Below are 18,590 nucleotides of genomic sequence, written 5' to 3' on the forward strand. Positions count from 1 at the left end.
TTTCGAGTAAGCTTTTTTTTCTTCATCTATGTTATATATACATTTGAATTTTAAAATAAAAAAACATGGATAACAACTTACTTTTAGATTTAGCTAAAAAATATGATAGCCCTTTGTATGTGTATGATACTGATAAAATTAAACACCAATATAAACGTATCACTAAGGCTTTTTCTAAGGTAAAAAACGTTAAAATAAACTATGCTACTAAGGCTTTATCTAATGTAAATGTCCTTAAAGTTTTCAATCAATTAGGTAGCGGATTAGATACCGTTTCAATTCAAGAAGTTAAACTAGGTTTATTAGCAGGTTTTGAACCTAAAGACATTATATACACCCCAAATGGCGTTTCTTTAAAAGAAATTGAGGATGTTGCTAAGTTAGGAGTGCAAATTAATATAGATAATTTATCTATTCTAGAATTGTTTGGTCAAAAACATCCCAATATTCCAGTTTGTATTCGTATCAATCCACACGTTATGGCTGGAGGAAATTCTAAAATTTCTGTAGGACATATCGATTCTAAATTTGGAATTTCTATCCATCAAGTTCCACATATAAAACGAGTAGTCGAAAATACAGGAATGCATATCAATGGAATCCATATGCATACAGGTTCAGATATTTTAGATGTAGATACTTTTTTAATGGCTACGGAAATTTTATTTGGTGTTGCCAAACAATTTGATGAAATACAATTTATAGACTTCGGAAGTGGATTTAAAGTGCCATATAAAGAAGGTGACATTTCAACCAACATTGAAGATTTAGGTAAACATTTATCTAAGAGATTCAATGAGTTTTGTAAAGAATATGGTAAAGACTTGACGTTAATGTTTGAGCCTGGAAAGTTTCTAGTAAGTGAAGCTGGTTATTTTTTAGCAACAGTAAATGTAATAAAACAAACTACTTCTACTGTATTTGCAGGAATCGATAGTGGTTTAAATCACTTGATTCGTCCTATGTTTTATAACTCTTACCATCGTATTGAAAACTTATCTAACCCTAAAGGAAGAGAACGTTTTTATAGTATTGTAGGCTACATTTGCGAAACAGATACTTTTGGTACTAATAGAAGAATTAATGAAATTAGAGAAGAAGATATTCTTTGCTTCTACAATGCTGGTGCCTACTGTTTTTCAATGGCTTCTAATTATAACTCTAGATACAGGCCTGCTGAAGTTATGATTCATGACGGAAAAGATTACCTGATTAGAAAACGAGAAACGTTTGAAGATATCATGAGAAATCAAGAAATAATGATTTAAAAAAAGAAACTCCGACATATGTCGGAGTTTTATGTTTTATATAATTAATAATCCCCTAAAAAAATTATATAAAAGTATGTATAACAAATATCACCTAACTATTTCTCTAATCAAAGGGAAAAACCCTGTTTTTTAATAAGTTAAAAAACAGGGTTTTTCCCTTTATGATATATGTTTTACGTTATTAGTTAAAATATATAACGTAAACCTAACTGCATTTGCCAACGAGAATTTAAACTAGAGTCAAATCCAAAAGTCTCTTGTAGAGATGGATCGAAAGTAAAAGTAGGTACTCCACTAGCATCAATACTATCTACAGAAATTGGAGATAAATTATTCGATTGTTGAACTACACCCCACTCTGAGTTTAATAAATTACCAAAATTCAAAATATCTATACTAAATTGAATTGTATTTTGCTTTCCATCTGCAACATCAAAGTTAAAATCTTGAAGTAATTTCACATCCCATCTACTTCTCCAAGGTGCTAAAGCCCCATAACGATCCATATAGTTTCCTCTATTTGCACTTAAGTATTCATCTTGTTGAATATAAGCTTCAAAAGCTTCCGCTTGTCCTGTACCACTAAATTGCATTTGTTGCACTTCTGCAGCAGTTGGAATGTATAGTAGGTCATTATTTTGGAAAGAAGAATCACCATTAATATTTCCTCCGTATGTATAATTAAACCTTCCTCCTTGTGCATATTCAAAGAATGTAGAAATAGTAGTTGCAAATTTTTCTCCACCATAGTTGAACTTTTTAGAAGCTACACCTATTACTCTGTGCGTATCTCCATATCTAGAGTATGATAATACATCATTGTTTGCATTTCCTACTACAGGATTAAAATCAAAGGCATCTCCAGTAATTTCTGCTTCAATAGAGTTTACATCTTTAGCATTTAAATAGTTATACGCTAAACTTGTATATAAACCATTATCAAATGTTTTTTGAAGTTTTACAGAAGCATTCCAAATTCTACCTTTGTCAGAGTTTGTAAATACATACGCATTATTACTTAAGAAATCTCCAGAAGTATATACTGGACGATTATCTCCAGGAGCGTTTAATGTTCCTGAAGGATTACGTAATCCCCAATTTTGCACATGTGCTCCATTAATATCTTTAGTGTAAGAAGCATCTAAAGTTACAATAATGTCGTTTTCTAATCTGTAATCTAATCCTAAACTTGTTCTCCAAACTTGTGGCCATTTAAAATTAGGATCTACAATTTGATAGAAAAAGAAATCTAATCCTTGTACTTGGTTTCCTAACCAAACGAAAGGAAAACGTCCTGTAAATATACCTGTTCCTCCTCTTACTTGAGTAGTATTATCTCCTTTCACATCCCAATTGAATCCTAATCTTGGTGAAATTAAGAAGTCATTATCTGGTAATGTTCTAGAATCTAACTTCGTTAACTCCCCAGTATTAGGATTAAAGTAATCATTGTCAGGTTGGAATGTAAAAGGCTTTCTAGCTATATTTTCGTCAATTTTTTGTTGTGTATCAAAATACAATGGCTTATCAAATCTAATTCCATAAGTTAATTTGAAATTATCAGTAATACTCCACTCATCTTGTAAATATAAAGCTAACTGTCCTACATTAGTTTCTGCCAAGGCCCATCCTTCCCCTAATGGAAGTGAATTATTTGTTGCTGCAATTGATTGTGCATTTGCAATAGCTGCTGCTAGAGTACCATCATTAACATCTGTTAAAAACGCAGCTAAGTCAGGATATGCTGCAAAAGCACCTACTTCTTGTACAAAATCTCCATTTTCATCATATCCATAAGCACCAAGGTTGAATGAATTATCAAATTCAAACTTTTCAAAAGAAATACCTGCTGTTAGTGTATGATCTCCAAGAAAAATATTGGTGTTATTTGTAAATTGAATAACTTTCTGATCTAACTTATTATTAATTGAAAACGGCTCGTGCCCCGCTATTATATAATTGTTTCTGTTTCCATCTTGAATAGTGATTGCTGGAATTGGTGTAGATAGAGCATCTCTAAAATCATCAAATTGAGTAAATCCTGCCTGAAATTTATTAGTTACATTTTGTGAAAATGTAGAGTTAACTTCTAATTGAAATGAATGAATGTTATTGTTGATTTCATAACCTGAATTTTCAAATTGTAAAGTCTGAAAACTTGGACCTCTTCTTCCTAATGCTGTTGGATGAGCTGGTTTTTCTTTAGCTGCAGTTAAAAAATTATAGATTAATGCTAATCTATGATTTTCATTAATATTTAAATCGAATTTAATAATACCTTTTGTAGATTTAGAATCATAATTAAACCCTTGAAAAGCTCCTGTATTATATCCTAAAGTTGCTAAGGCATCACTTACTGTTTGTAAGTCACTAGCTAAAACTCTTGATTCATTAATAGCTCCACTACCTGTATTAGGCACCCATCCTGCAGTACCTAAATCTGATCTATCATCTCTTTCGAAATTAGCAAAAAAGAATAGTTTATTCTTTACAATAGGTCCACCAATACTAAATCCGTATTGAGTTTGACTTAAATCTGCCTTAATTACATCTTGCCCATTGATACTCCCACCTGTTAAATCTTGATTTCTAAAAAAACCGTAAGCTGTTCCATGGAATTCGTTAGTACCACTTTTTGTTACTGCATTTACAGAAGCTCCTGTAAAACCAGATTGTGTAACATCATAAGGAGCTATAGAAACTGAAATTTGCTCTATGGCATCTAAAGAAATAGGTTGTGCATCTGTTTGTCCACCTGGTGTTGGAGCATCTAATCCGAATGGATTATTAAAAATAGAACCGTCTAATGAAAAGTTATTAAACTGATCATTTCTACCTCCAAAAGAATTACCACTTGCAGTAGGTTCTAAACGTGTAAAATCTGAAGCAGATCTCGAGATAGTTGGTAATGTTTTTAATTGAATTGAACTTACACTTGTTTGTGCTCCTGTTCTGTCACTATTAAACACTTTACTTTTAGAAGCTGAAATTACAACTTCTTCTAATGTTTCACCATCTTCAGATAAAGCTGCATTGATATTTGTAGTTTTTCCTAATGTTAAAAAAACATTTTCAACTACTTGATCTTTAAAACCAATATAAGATACCGTTACTTTATAAGGTCCCCCAACTCTTAAGTTAGGTACTGTATAACTACCATTATCTTGCGCTACAGCACCAGATATTGTACCAGAAGGTACGTGCAAAATAACAATATTAGCGCCAAATAAAGGCTCGCCAGCTTTATCACTTACTACACCTTTAATTTTTGATGTGGTAACTTGTGCGTTTATTGTACTTATTACTAAAAAAAGTAAGGACAAAAAATAAATTTTCCTCATTATAAAGATTTTTTGATTTCGATTAATGCTCTAATATTTCACACAAAATTAACAAAAAAAGCACGCTCATAAAGAGCGTGCTTAACTTTTTTTTAACGAGTAATTAACTGATTTTTTACTTTTCAGCTACTACTTCAAATATAATGTCTGCAACTACAGATCTGTGTAAACGTACAGAAGCGTTATACTTCCCTAATCTTTTTACGTTACCTCCAGTTACTTTAATATATTTTTTCTCGATTTCAGTACCTTGCTTAGCTAAAGCTTGAGCTACATCTGCATTGTTAACTGAACCGAATAATTTATCTCCAGATCCTACTTTAGAAGCGATCTTTAATTCATATCCCTTAACAGTTTCTGCTAATTTGTTAGCATCTTCTACTAATTTAGCTTCTTTAAATGCACGTTGCTTTAAATTTTCTGCTAATACTTTTTTAGCTGATGAAGTAGCTAAAATTGCATATCCTTGTGGAATTAGGTAGTTACGACCATAACCATTTTTAACAGTTACAACATCGTCTTTAAAACCTAAATTGTCTACGTCTTTTTTTAATATCAATTCCATGTTCTACTTCTTTTTTATTTTAACATATCACCAACATATGGCATTAAAGCTAAGTGACGAGCTCTTTTGATTGCTTGAGCCACTTTACGTTGATATTTTAATGAAGTTCCTGTTAAACGTCTCGGTAAAATTTTACCTTGTTCGTTTACTAAATACATTAAGAAATCTGCATCTTTGTAATCGATGTACTTAATACCATTCTTTTTGAAACGACAGTATTTAGCTTCTTTTTTTGTCTCTATATCAAGCGGAGTTAAGTAACGTACTTCTCCTTGCTTGTTTCCTTTTGCTTGTTGTTCAATTGATGACATAACTGATTACTTTTTTGCAGATTTAACACGTACTCTTCTCTTCTCAGCCCAAGCTGCTGCATGCTTGTCTAACTTTACAGTTAAATAACGCATAATGCTATCGTCACGTCTAAACTCTAATTCAAACGGAGCAATAACTTCTCCAGCTACTTTGTACTCGAATAAGTGATAAAAACCACTTTTCTTCTTTTGGATAGGATAAGCTAATTTCTTTAAGCCCCAATCCTCTTTGTGGATCATTTCTGCTCCTTTAGAAACCAAATAGTCCTCAAACTTTTTTACTGCTTCCTTTATCTGTCCTTCAGATAAAACGGGATTCAATATGAAAACAGTTTCGTAATGATTCATAATTATTAAATTTATTTTTAAGCGTGCAAATATACATAATTTTTCATAGATAACACAACTTAAACAAACATATTTCATTTTGTTATCTTGCGGTAAATAAAATGTAAAATTAATGGAAATACCTCAAATCCCAGAATTAATACACTACGCTATTCCTGTTTTTGTGATTACTGTTGTTGTTGAAGCTATACTAACTGTAAAAGTAAAACTTGAACATTATGAATTTAAAGACGCTCTCACCTCAATTGGAATGGGACTTGGTAATGTTTTTATTGGTTTATTTACCAAAGGATTGATTTTAGCTGTATTTTTATTTTTATACAAATATCGATTTTTCACTATTCCTTTTACTTGGTGGACATGGCTGGTATTACTTTTTGCTGAAGATTTAGTATATTATTGGAATCATCGAATTGCTCATGAAAGTCGATTATTTTGGGCTAGTCATGTAGTACATCACTCTTCACAAAAGTATAATTTAAGTACAGCGTTACGTCAAACTTGGACTGGAAGTTTTTATACATTCATATTTTGGTTACCATTAATTTTGATTGGGTTTCACCCTATTATGGTAATTACACAAATGAGTATTAGCTTACTTTATCAATATTGGATTCATACAGAAATCATTCAAAAATTACCAAAATGGTTTGAGGCTGTTTTCAATACTCCTAGTCATCACAGAGTACATCATGCAACAAATCCGCAATATTTAGATAGAAATCATGCAGGCATTTTTATTATTTGGGATAAACTATTTGGAACTTTCGAACCTGAAGTAGAGCAACCTGTTTATGGATTGGTTAAAAACATCAATACTTATAACCCTATAAAGATTGCTTTTTTAGAATGGTATAATATGTTTACTGATGTTTTTACTAGTAAAACCTCAGTAGGTAAAAAACTTAAATACCTTATAAAGCCTCCTGGATGGAAACACGATGGAACTGGAGTTCTTTCAGAAGACTTGCGAAAGGAATGGGAACAAAATCAAAAAAGAGAACATTAAGTGTTCTCTCTTTTTTTAATTAATATCAAAACGTACTCCTAATGAAAAATTTCTTATATCTGTATTTTTAAAGAGTGGGTTTAAATCGTATTTAGCATACAACCCTATTCCTTTATAAGCTAGGAAACCACTCACCCCATAATTGAAAACATTTGTATTGAAATCGTTTTTTTGTACTTCTTCAACTGTTACCCCTTGTGGGTCTACAAATTCTAAATACTGACGAGTACCTAACTTAAATCCAAAGAAGCCTCCTAGTCCAATACGAACATCTTTATGGGTTTTATCTACTACCTCTCCATCTGGATACTTTTTGTTTTTAGTAAAGTCAAATTCTAAATGCATTGGAAAAATCATTTGTACGTGTCTTAATCTACTTTCAGATAATGTATTTGTATCCACTACTAGATCTGTTTGATCTCCATTAACAAAATGATACCTATTATTATCTGCCCTTAAGTTATTCCACAGAAAAGAAATACCATATTTAAAATATGTTTTTGAAGGTTCTTTAGAAAAACGAGTTTTCCATGTAAATCCTAATTCATAAAAGCGTGATCGCCAAAACTCATAATTAGAATCATTTAATGAACCTAAATCATTATTTACAAGAACATTATTTACTCCTAAAGCAAAAACAAATTGTGTGGTCGTACGTTTATTTCTCCTTTTTCTTTTTCTAATTTCATCATCATCGTCATGATCAAAAAGTTTAAATTTAAAGGTTTTATCTCCTATTGTAAACACATCATACTCGTCATCTTTACTACTTGCGATCTTTCCATTTGTTTTATCCTGAACTAATTGCTGTAACTTTTGTTCTTCTACACTAACTAATTCTTCAATTCTTTCTGCATGATAAGCTGCTGCTTCTTTTTTAAGCTTTTCTGCTTCAACATCAGTTATTTTTTTCTTTTCTAATTTTAGATTTATTTCCTTTACTTTATTTTTCAAAGAATCTTTTTGAGACTTAGTAATTTCATCAATTTTTTCTGAAATATGTTCTACTTCTCTTTCAAAAGTTCTTTTTTGAGATTGGACAATAGTAGTGCTCAGAAGCACTAATAAAATTAGTATTCTTTTCATGATTGATTATATCTTAAAATTTAACTTAAAATTTTTAGGTCTCTCCTAGTCTATTTATTTCTATCTGCTATAGCAACGATTATGTTTGAAATTTTTACTCCTAAATTTTCTTTAAAACTTCCCTGAATTTCTTCGTCTTCTATTAAAGACTCTACTTCAGCCAATATTGTTTCAGGGTTCACCTTTACATTAGATATTTTTAGTTGTTTTTTTATACTATCTAATACATCTCCTCTAGTTAACTCTAACTTAGCATAGTACTTTTTCACCTCCTCAGGGGTATGAGTAACCGCATACAATAGGTCTTCACTGTTTACATGAATACGTTTCTCTTTAATTTTAGATTCAGTAAGTGTTTTTTCAATAGTTTTATTGTTTACTATTATTTCTGGAGTACTCTCGTAAACTACTTTCTTTGCGTCTAAAACTGGTTTCTCATTGATTCTAGCCTCTATTTTTTTTGTTGCATATTTATTTTCTTTCGTATCTATTGATACTATTTCGTTTTTTTCAGGTATTTCCTGTTCAAGAGTAGTATCTTTAAAATTATTAGTTTCTTTTGAAAGTATATCCTTTTGAACTTCTTCTAAAACAATTACTTCATTTTCTAACTCTTCTACTCCATTAATATTTATATTAAAAAAAACACCAATAATTAGACTAACACTAGCTGCTACGGTAAGAGTTTTGTATAGAAGTAACTTTTTAGACTTTACCTTAGATTCTTCCAATGAGTTTTCTAAACGTTCCCAAGCAGAAGGAGAAGGTTTTAACTCTCTACTTTCTAACTTTTGTTTTATAATATTATCTATCTCATTTCCTTCCATTACTCACTTCATTTATTTTAATATAATTAGATTGTAACCACTTGCGCGCTTTAAACAATTGTGATTTTGATGTACTTTCTGAAATACCAAGTTTCTTAGCTATTTCTGAATGCTTATAACCTTCAATGGCATATAAATTAAAAACCATTTTATAACCTTCAGGGAGCCTATCTATTAAGTTTTGAATGTCTTCTACAGATGTATTTTCTAGATTTTCAATAGCAAGATCAGAAAAAACATATTCTTCATCTGTAAATTGAATTGGATTCTTTTTTCTTAGATAACTGATACATGTATTCACCATTATCTTTCTTATCCAACCCTCAAAACTTCCTTGATGATTATAGGTATTTATTTTAGTGAAGACTTTTAAAAAACCGGATAACATTAATTCTTCAGCATGATACATATCTTTCACATATTGTCTACATACATTAAGCATCTTAGGTGAAAAAATTTCAAATAACTCTTTTTGAGCTGCTCTGTTTTGTTGCGCTGCTTTTTTAATTAAGTTCTTTTGTGATATATGTAAAGGTATGATTCGCAATTGCTAATTCGTTTTTTTACGTCTTACAAATATAAAGACGGTATTTTTCAAAAAAGGGTTGCCTAGGTAATTAAAAAAAGAAAAACCTCCTAAATCGGATTAGAAGGTTTAAGCTACATACACTGATGTAATTATCGGGGGAAAGAAATATTTTTTTGTTTCTATCTGCTTACATTGTAAATATACAATTTTGTTTAACTTAATAAAAGGGAAAAACACCTTTTAAAACATAAAAAACCAGCAATAACAGCCCTTTAAGTGGTTTTATGAATTTAGAAAAAAGTTAAACAAAAAACAATCTTCAAAACACAAAATACTTTAAAAATTCACTACAAAGGCATAATTTTGTTTAACGTTTAAAAGAAAGCAATTAAAAAAACGCACTAATTTTTTTTAAAATACTTAGAGATTTAGTATTCTATTTACTCTTTTTAATTCCTTTTTAAATATATTTTCTGTCACTTCCATAGTATAAAAAGGTGCCATTTCTTTTACTATTTTTTTGTTCTTAGTGGCGTTTAATAATTCAGGAAAAGCGTGTTCTAAAACTTCAAGCATAATAGAAGTAGCTGTTGAAGCTCCTGGTGAGGCTCCTAATAAACATGTAATACTACCATCTTTACTACTCACAACCTCTGTTCCGAACTGAAGTTTCCCTCCTTTATATTCATCTTTTTTAATGATTTGTACTCTTTGCCCTGCTTTAACCACATCCCAATCTTCACTTTTAGCATTTTTCATGAACTTTCTTAACGCATTCATTCGATCTTCTTTATCCATTAACACTTGATGTATTAAATATTTTGTTAAGGGTAAATTATGCCAAAATGCTCCTAACATTGGTGAAATGTTATCAAATTCTATAGACTTAAGTAGATCTAAATTAGATCCTTCTTTTAAAAACTTTGGACTAAACCCTGCAAAAGGACCAAAGAGTAATGCTTTTTTACCATCTATGTATCTTGTATCTAAATGTGGAGTAGACATTGGAGGATCGCCGATACCTGCTTTACTATATACTTTGGCATTATGCTGTGCTATAATCTCATCATTATTACAAACTAACCATTCTCCACTAACAGGAAAGCCTCCATAGCCTTCTTTTTCTTCTATTTCTACTTTTTGTAACAATAACAAACTTCCTCCTCCCGCTCCAATGAACACATGTTTTCCATCTATATTATGTTTAGTACCTGTTTGGGTATGCTTCATTTCAACAGTCCATTCTATATCATTATCAGGATCTATATCTGAAACTTCATAATTACAATGCACAGGCGTATCAAACTCTTCTTCAAGAATTTTAAACAATTTTTTAGTTAGTTTTCCATAATTAACTTCCGTTCCTCTATCTATTCGAGAAGCAGCCATTACTTCACCTTTTTCTCTACCTTCTGTAATTAATGGAAACCATGCTTTCATCTCTTCTACATCTGTAGTGAATTCAATAGTATCAAACATAAAATGCTTTTGAAAAGCCTTAAAACGTTTTTCTAAATACTCACTATTTTCTTTTCCTGTAACCCAACTATGATGTTTTACTGGCATCACAAAATCATTAGGATTATCTATATACCCTTTCTCTATTAAAAAAGCCCAAAATTGTTTAGAAATTTCATATTGAGTACATATCTTCTCTGCTTTTTCAGTTTCTACAGTACCATCTTCTTTTTCTGGGCAATAATTTAGTTCGCAAAGGGCTGAATGACCTGTTCCTGCATTATTCCAAGCCGCAGAACTTTCTAAAGCTACGTTATCTAATCGTTCGAGAATTAATATACGCATATTAGGATTTAACAATTTTGCCATTAAAGCTAAATTTGCACTCATTATCCCTCCTCCTACGCAAATTAAATCGTATTCTTTTTCGAAATTCATTGATTTTAATTTAGATTTGAAGTAAATATATTTAGAATTAATTCTTTTAAAGAAAATTGTTATGATAAAAAATACAGATCACTGCGCTTTATGTGATCTTAGTGAAGCACATTTAAAACTGGGATTAATTTGCTCTTTAACTAATAATCTTCCTATTTTTCATAAGAGTTGTTCTCCCATTATATTGAGTAATAGATTACAGGAAAAACTTTTTGAATTAGATCGACAGACAGAAGAGTTAAGTCTTATCAAATTTCAAGTATTACGCAATTTGTTCTTATATCCATTATTTGGTATAGGCATTTTAATTGGAGATTATTTTTTCTATTTAAAATACATTAAACCTTATGGGATACTTAATACAGAAATGGGAATGTATTATAGTCCTTCAGCTTTCTTAATTTTTACTATTCTACTTATTTCTGGATTAGGGTTTTTCGGAAAAGCAATTGGTCCTTTCTTACATTATAAGGAAGATAAAAGAGCGAATGAACTAGAAATTGAAAAAGTGTACAAAGTATTACAACTTTATCCAGTTAAAAACACCTTTAATACGCATCAATATCTAAAATAAACCGGATTGGACGAAACTCTTTTACTGCTTCAAATGATGTTTTAATTCTTTGAATTTGTTCTTTAGTTTTCACCAAAGATTGTTTCGGTGGAATTTTAATCATTAAATTTTTGATGTACTGATTTCGTATTCTAGATACGGCTGGTGCTGTTGGTCCTAAAACATTTTCTCTAAATACGTTTTGTAATGCTTTAACCAACCAATTAATTCCTTCGTCTACCTTAACATAATCTTTATGTTTTAATGTAATTTTAATCACTCTATAATAGGGAGGATAAAAATACTGCCATCTATCTTGGAGTTGTTCTTTATACATTTCTCCATAATTATTAGTAGAAACTTGCTGCAGTATTTGATGATACGGATTATAAGTTTGTATAGCTACCATTCCTTGCTTTTTAGATCTACCTGCTCTTCCTGATACTTGTACCATAAGTTGAAAAGCTCTTTCATGTGCCCTAAAATCTGGAAAATTCAACATCGTATCTGCACTTAAAATCCCAACTAAGGAAACATTCTCAAAATCTAATCCTTTTGATAACATTTGAGTCCCTACTAAAACATCTATTTCTTGTGATTCAAAAGCCTCAATAATTTTCTGATATCCATACTTACCCCTAGTAGTATCAGAATCCATTCTTCCAATAGTATGATTAGGAAATAGCTCTTTCAACTCTAACTCTATCTGCTCCGTACCAAACCCTTTAGTATCTAATGAAGTGCTACCACAAGCTCCGCAACTATTAGGCATTGCTCTTTGATAATTACAATAATGACATTTTAATTCATTTCTATATTTATGATACGTTAAGCTTACATCACAATTTGGACATTGAGGAGAATGTCCACAAGTTGAACATTCTACAATAGGTGAAAATCCACGACGATTTTGAAATAAAATCACTTGTTCTTTTTCCTCTAAAGCTTCATCAATTAATTTGATTAAACGATTAGAAAAATGCCCCGTCATTTCTCTTTTCTTTCTTTTTTCTTTTATATCTATGAGTTCAATCTTCGGCATTTGTACGTTACCATGCCTTCTGGTTAAATTCACCAAACCATATTTTTGTTGATCTGCATTGAATTTAGACTCTAGTGAAGGTGTTGCTGAACCTAATAAGATTTTTGCATTGTGAATCTTTCCTAATACTACTGCTGCATCTCTTGCATTATATCTTGGTGATGGCTCAAATTGCTTGTAGGAAACTTCATGCTCCTCATCCACTACAATTAATCCTAGATTAGAAAAGGGAAGAAAAACAGCAGAACGTGCTCCTAGAATAATTTGGGCTTTTGATTTTGATTCTAAAACATTATTCCAAACTTCCACCCTTTCATTAACAGAATATTTAGAGTGAAAAACAGAAATTTGATTTCCAAAATAATTTTGAAGTCGGGTAATAATTTGTGTAGTTAACGCAATTTCAGGCAGCAAAAACAACACTTGTTTTCCTGTAGCTAATACTTCCTTTATTAATTTAGTATATACTTCTGTTTTTCCAGAACTTGTAACACCATGTAATAGCGTTATATCTTTCGTTTCAAATTCTTTTTTGAGTTCTGAAAGTGCTTTTACTTGATGTTCATTTAAGTTTTTTAACGGATTTTCTTCTCCTTTATATTCAACTCTATCTGTTTGAATTTGATAAAACTCAAAGATATTTTTATCTACTAACGATTTTAATATTTGAGAAGAAACCTTAGCTTTTTCCTGTAATGTTTTCGCTTTTATTGGCTTTTTTTCTGTTTTTAATTGAAAAAAAGTCAATACGGCATCTCTTTGTTTTTTAGCTCTGGATAATTCAGTTAATAAACTTTGTAATCCTGCTTCTTGTCTGTAATTTTCATGTAAACGAACATACTTAACCAGCTTAGGTTTATACGTTTCGTATATTTCTTCTTTAATATATAAAACCGACTTATCAATTAACTGATTAATAACAGGAAAAACTTTTTTCTTATCTAAAATAGCAGTTACTTCATGGAGCGTGAGTTGTGATTGTCTTTGTAACGCTTCATATAATAAGAACTCTTCATCATTTAAAATTTCAACATTGGTAAAACTAGTATTCTTATGAATTATCGTTTCACTTTCTAATAAAAAAGCTGAAGGTACAGCTGCTCTATACACCTCTCCAATAGCACACATATAATAATTAGCTATCCATTCCCAATGCTTGAGTTGTTTTGAATGTACTATCGGTGTTTCATCTAAAATTTGATGAATCTCTTTTGGTTCGTAAAGTTCAGGTGGATTTTGGTGAATAGTAAAAACTAATGCCGAATACATTTTTGATTTACCAAAAGAAACAGCCACTCTCATTCCTATCTGTAAGAAATCAGCTTCTTCTTTGGTTACCGAATAGGTAAAAGTTTTAGCTATCGGTATAGGTAATATGACATCTATAAAATAAATACGAGAATACTTTTTTGCTACATCAAAACTAAACAAAAATCACTACATTGTTAACATAATTGTGATAAGATTATGACAGCAAATCAATGGAAACAACAAGGTAAATTCATTAATATATTTGATAATCAAGTTTTTGTAATCGACAAAGGCAAAACCAATAAAAAAACTATGGTTATTTTACATGGTTACCCAACTTCTTCTTTTGATTATTATAAAGTTTTAGACACTCTAACTAAAGAATATAGAGTTATTATTCATGATCATTTAGGTTTTGGTTTCTCCGATAAGCCTAAAAATTATTCTTATTCTCTTATTGAACAGGCTGATATAGCTTTAGCCTTATGGAAAAAATTAGATATTACTGAATTTACTTTACTTGCACATGATTATGGTACAAGTGTGGCTACTGAAATTATAGCCAGACATCATATGAAACAAATTGATGTTAATATTAATGAATTGATACTCTGTAATGGGAGCATGCATATTGAATTGTCTCAATTACGATTGATTCAAAAACTACTCAAAAATAAGATGACAGGGAAGCATGTAGCTAAACTCACTAATGAATTCATTTTTTCTAAAAATATTAGAAATGTTTATTTTGATAAGAATAAAGTAACCAATGAAGAACTTAAAGATATGTGGCAACAGTTGATCTACAATGATGGAAAAGCTGTGATCCATAAGTTGTCTAATTATATTAACGAACGTTATTACTTTTGGTATAGATGGATTGGAGCCTTAAAAGAAACAGAGATTAAAACTAAAATAGTTTGGCCTAAGAATGATCCTGTAGCTGTATATGCTATGGCAGAATTACTAACTCAGGAAATTAAAAATAATACGCTATACACCTTAGAAAATTCTGGCCATTTTCCCATGTTGGAAAACCCTAAGGAGTGGAGTGATTTGGTTTTAAGGGTAAAATAAATTTGCTACAAATTTAATTTATATAGTTACATTTGCGCCAAAGCTGTGAAAAAATAAAAAAATTGGCTTATTACTATTAGTAACTTTAATACATATTTAAATTATGGAAAAGAACGAAAGATTACACTTTTGCAAAAAGTGTTTGAACAAACAATTGAATCTACAAACGGGCATTCTCTGTGGACTTACTGAAAAAAAACCTAATTTCATCGGTGAATGTAAAGACTTTGAGTTAGATGAAACATACATTGAAAGTTTAGACAATGAAGAGCCTGTTGAACATAGTGATGTTTTATCTAAACTATCTGAAAAAGATCTTCAAAAGTTTAAACTTGAACAAAATTATAATTCAGCTCTGATTACTGGAATAGCATCTGGTTTAGTAGGCGCTATTTTATGGGCTTTTATCACTGTAATTACGAATTATCAAATAGGCTATATGGCCATTGCCATTGGTTTTATGATAGGATTAACCATGAGACATTTTGGTAAAGGCGTAGATCAAATTTTTGAAATAACAGGTGGAATTATAGCTATTACAAGTTGCTTATTAGGTAATTTTTTAACTACTCTGGGTATAATTGCAAATGCTGAGAATATGAGCTTCTTTGAAGTAGCCGCACAATTCGATTACAGCCAAACTATATCAATTATAACAGCAACGTTTAGTCCTATGGATATCGTATTCTATGGAATCGCTGCTTATACCGCATATAATTATGCTTTCAGAGCATTTACTGAACAGGAATTAGCACAACTTGAAAACTAAAATTAGAAAGGCTGTCTGAAAAGGTGTTTTCAAACGTCATTACGAAAAATTTAATTTTGAAGTAATCTTATTATTAGCAACTTAAATTTAAAAGATTCCTTCATTTTATTCGGAATGACGACTTTTCAGATAGCTTATTTAAATTTTAACTAATTTTACTCCAAATACCACTTGTACGTTGTAATTGGGTTAGTCTTTTTAGTATTGCGGCGTTTTGTTTTCCAGATAAACTTGGATCTTCATTTAATAGTTTTATTGCACATTGCCTAGCCTTAAATAAAATAGGACTGTCTTTTACTACATCAGCAATTTTCAAATTCAATACTCCGCTTTGTTGAGTTCCCATAATATTTCCTGGACCTCTAAGTTTTAAATCTACTTCCGCTATTTTAAAACCATCAGAAGTTTCCACCATAGTTTTAATTCTAGTTTTTGCATCTGATGATAACTTTACTCCTGTAAGCAAAATACAATAACTCTGTTCTGCTCCTCTTCCTACTCTACCTCGTAACTGATGTAATTGACTTAATCCAAATCGTTCTGAACTTTCTATAACCATTACGGAGGCATTGGGAACATTAACACCAACTTCTATTACTGTAGTGGCTACCATAATTTGTGTTTCTTTTCTTAAGAAACGTTCCATTTCATAATCTTTATCCGCTGGCTTCATTTTTCCGTGTACAATACTAATTTGATACTCAGGAGCTGGAAATTCTCTTACAATACTTTCATAACCATCCATTAAATCCTTATAATCCATAGCTTGAGATTCTTGAATTAAAGGATACACTACATACACTTGTCTTCCTTTTGTAATTTCGTCTTTTAAAAATCGAAATACTCCTAACCTATGACTATCATATCGATGCACTGTTTTTACTGCTTTTCTACCGGGAGGTAGTTCATCAATAACAGAAATATCCAAATCTCCATATACAGACATTGCTAACGTTCTTGGAATTGGCGTAGCTGTCATTACCAACACATGAGGTGGAATAGCCCCTCCAACCTCCCCAGAAGGGAGGCTTTTTAAGTGATCAGCTATTTGCTGTATTACATTTTCTATATTTCCAAGAACTTCCTCATTTGTAAATCGAATCACTTTATACCCAAATTCATTTAAAATTTGAGTTCTCATTTCATCAACTTCTATTTGATTTGGATTATTATGATATCCTCCATCTACCTCAATGATTAATTTCTTTTCCAAACAGATAAAATCAACAATAAACTCATCAATTATATGTTGTCTTCTAAATTTAGAACCTAGTTGTTTTGTTCGTAAACTTTCCCATAAAGCTTTCTCAGCATCTGTAGTATTTCTTTTTCTTTCTTTCTGAAATTCTTTAAGTAATCCATAAGTTGAAGGACGAGCAGTCATGTACTTTTTTCGTATCTCTTCAACTCCCTCCCTTTGGGTGGGCTGGGATGGGCTTTTCTTCCATAATTTACTTCGTTGTGCAACACCAAATCTATGTTGCTCGTCTATTATGGCTAATCCCAACTTTTTAAATTGGACTTTATCCTCTAAAATCGCATGAGTCCCAATCAAAATATGTAGGCTTCCATCTTCCAAACCTTTATGTATTTCTCTTCTTTTTTTAGTTTTAGTAGACCCTGTCAATAATTCAACTCGAATATTGGTATTGGATAATAACTCTACAATTCCATTATAATGTTGATTAGCTAATATTTCTGTAGGTGCCATAATAGTAGCTTGGTATCCATTATCTATTGCTAACAACATGACTAACAAACCTACTATTGTCTTTCCCGAACCTACATCACCTTGTAATAAACGGTTCATTTGGGCTCCAGAACCTACATCTTTTCGTATTTCTTTTAATACCCTCTTCTGTGCATTTGTTAATTCAAAAGGAAGATTATTATTATAAAAATTAGTAAACTGTTCTCCTACACTTTCAAAAATAAACCCTTTGATTTTAGATTTATTGATCATTTTTTTGACTAAAAGTTGTAATTGAATGTAAAAAAGTTCTTCAAATTTTAATCGGTGTTGTGCTTGTGCTAATAACTCTTGACTTTTTGGGAAATGAATATTTAAAATGGATTCTTTCTTATGTAATAATTGATATTCTTGCCTAAAATCATTCGAAAAAGTTTCTTCAATAGCTTCAAAGGATTGTTGTAATAAATTTTGCATCATACCACGCATGATCTTATTACTCACACCTTTGTTGGACAATTTTTCTGTTGAAGGATATACAGGTTGCATTGCCATTTGTAACTTACTCTTATATTCTGCTACTGACTCCATCTCTGGATGTGGCATACTTGCTGTGCCTTTGAACCAATTTAATTTTCCATAAATAACATAAGGCACATTAATCTTTAAACTGTCTTTAATCCATTTTACACCTTTAAACCAAACCAACTCCATGCTTCCTGTAGCATCTACAAAATTAGCTACTAGCCTACTTCCTCTTTTTTGTTTAACCGTCTTAACCCCTGTTATTTTCCCTACAATTTGTACTTCAGCTGTATTCTGTTGCAATTGGTTTATCGTATAAAACTGAGTTTTATCAATATAACGATATGGAAACAAATGTAATAAGTCATTACAGGTCTTTATTCCTAACTCAGTATAGAGTAATTCAGCTCTAGCTACACTTACCCCTTTTATGTATGTAACAGGTTGATTTAAATTCATTATTAACGAAAATACAAAAAGCCAATAAATCGTAGTATATT

General features: G+C 30.8%; 15 protein-coding genes. 5 read left to right on the forward strand and 10 right to left on the reverse strand.

What is annotated here, in order from left to right:
* Positions 1–65 precede the first annotated feature (65 nt).
* A complete protein-coding gene (gene lysA, locus BVC87_RS12270) occupies positions 66–1,268 on the forward strand; it encodes a diaminopimelate decarboxylase (RefSeq protein WP_075342678.1) in 1,203 nt (400 codons plus the stop codon).
* A gap of 188 nt (positions 1,269–1,456) precedes the next feature.
* Here the strand turns inward: lysA and BVC87_RS12275 are convergent, their stop codons facing one another.
* The 4 genes from BVC87_RS12275 to rpsF all read right to left on the reverse strand — a co-directional run bounded on the left by BVC87_RS12275 (position 1,457) and on the right by rpsF (position 5,836).
* Positions 1,457–4,612 (reverse strand): TonB-dependent receptor, encoded by a 3,156-nt coding sequence (locus BVC87_RS12275; RefSeq protein WP_200799188.1) that lies wholly within the window; start codon positions 4,610–4,612, stop codon positions 1,457–1,459.
* Between the two features lie 115 nt (positions 4,613–4,727).
* Positions 4,728–5,177 carry a 50S ribosomal protein L9 gene (rplI, locus tag BVC87_RS12280; RefSeq protein ID WP_075342680.1) on the reverse strand — a complete coding sequence of 150 codons (450 nt, stop codon included), beginning with the start codon at positions 5,175–5,177 and terminating at the stop codon, positions 4,728–4,730.
* Positions 5,178–5,191: 14 nt separating this feature from the next.
* A complete protein-coding gene (gene rpsR, locus BVC87_RS12285) occupies positions 5,192–5,488 on the reverse strand; it encodes a 30S ribosomal protein S18 (protein WP_072554894.1) in 297 nt (98 codons plus the stop codon).
* A gap of 6 nt (positions 5,489–5,494) precedes the next feature.
* Positions 5,495–5,836: a 30S ribosomal protein S6 gene (gene rpsF, locus BVC87_RS12290; RefSeq protein WP_075342681.1), complete on the reverse strand. Its 342-nt coding sequence runs from the start codon at positions 5,834–5,836 to the stop codon at positions 5,495–5,497.
* Positions 5,837–5,948: 112 nt separating this feature from the next.
* On the opposite strand from rpsF, the gene BVC87_RS12295 reads away from it, so the two are divergent.
* Entirely contained in the window at positions 5,949–6,845 is an 897-nt protein-coding gene (locus BVC87_RS12295) for a sterol desaturase family protein (RefSeq protein ID WP_075342682.1), read from the forward strand.
* 15 nt (positions 6,846–6,860) lie between these two features.
* Here the strand turns inward: BVC87_RS12295 and BVC87_RS12300 are convergent, their stop codons facing one another.
* The 4 genes from BVC87_RS12300 to mqo form a co-directional block, all read right to left on the reverse strand.
* Entirely contained in the window at positions 6,861–7,931 is a 1,071-nt protein-coding gene (locus BVC87_RS12300) for a hypothetical protein (protein ID WP_200799189.1), read from the reverse strand.
* Positions 7,932–7,981: 50 nt separating this feature from the next.
* Positions 7,982–8,758 carry a hypothetical protein gene (locus BVC87_RS12305; protein WP_075342684.1) on the reverse strand — a complete coding sequence of 259 codons (777 nt, stop codon included), beginning with the start codon at positions 8,756–8,758 and terminating at the stop codon, positions 7,982–7,984.
* Entirely contained in the window at positions 8,745–9,305 is a 561-nt protein-coding gene (locus BVC87_RS12310; protein ID WP_075342685.1) for an RNA polymerase sigma factor, read from the reverse strand. The genes BVC87_RS12305 and BVC87_RS12310 overlap by 14 nt, the downstream gene beginning before the upstream one ends.
* A 402-nt stretch (positions 9,306–9,707) precedes the next feature.
* Positions 9,708–11,183 (reverse strand): malate dehydrogenase (quinone), encoded by a 1,476-nt coding sequence (gene mqo, locus BVC87_RS12315; RefSeq protein ID WP_075342686.1) that lies wholly within the window; start codon positions 11,181–11,183, stop codon positions 9,708–9,710.
* A gap of 61 nt (positions 11,184–11,244) precedes the next feature.
* On the opposite strand from mqo, the gene BVC87_RS12320 reads away from it, so the two are divergent.
* Positions 11,245–11,757, forward strand: coding sequence for a hypothetical protein (locus BVC87_RS12320; RefSeq protein ID WP_075342687.1), 513 nt, complete (start codon positions 11,245–11,247; stop codon positions 11,755–11,757).
* Here the strand turns inward: BVC87_RS12320 and priA are convergent.
* Positions 11,732–14,209, reverse strand: a complete 2,478-nt coding sequence (gene priA / locus BVC87_RS12325; protein WP_234974665.1) for a replication restart helicase PriA — start codon at positions 14,207–14,209, stop codon at positions 11,732–11,734. The two genes, BVC87_RS12320 and priA, sit on opposite strands and share 26 nt — an antisense overlap.
* Positions 14,210–14,245: 36 nt before the next feature.
* Here priA and BVC87_RS12330 point away from each other — a divergent pair, with 36 nt between their 5' ends.
* Together BVC87_RS12330 and BVC87_RS12335 are read left to right on the forward strand one after the other, a co-directional pair.
* Positions 14,246–15,106, forward strand: coding sequence for an alpha/beta fold hydrolase (locus BVC87_RS12330; protein ID WP_075342688.1), 861 nt, complete (start codon positions 14,246–14,248; stop codon positions 15,104–15,106).
* 103 nt (positions 15,107–15,209) lie between these two features.
* Positions 15,210–15,875, forward strand: coding sequence for a hypothetical protein (locus tag BVC87_RS12335; RefSeq protein WP_075342689.1), 666 nt, complete (start codon positions 15,210–15,212; stop codon positions 15,873–15,875).
* 145 nt (positions 15,876–16,020) lie between these two features.
* Here BVC87_RS12335 and BVC87_RS12340 read toward each other — a convergent pair whose 3' ends face one another.
* Positions 16,021–18,549 carry a DUF559 domain-containing protein gene (locus tag BVC87_RS12340; RefSeq protein ID WP_075342690.1) on the reverse strand — a complete coding sequence of 843 codons (2,529 nt, stop codon included), beginning with the start codon at positions 18,547–18,549 and terminating at the stop codon, positions 16,021–16,023.
* Positions 18,550–18,590: the final 41 nt, after the last annotated feature.

The organism is Tenacibaculum agarivorans (assembly GCF_001936575.1).
GTDB classification, from domain to species: Bacteria; Bacteroidota; Bacteroidia; order Flavobacteriales; family Flavobacteriaceae; genus Polaribacter; species Polaribacter agarivorans.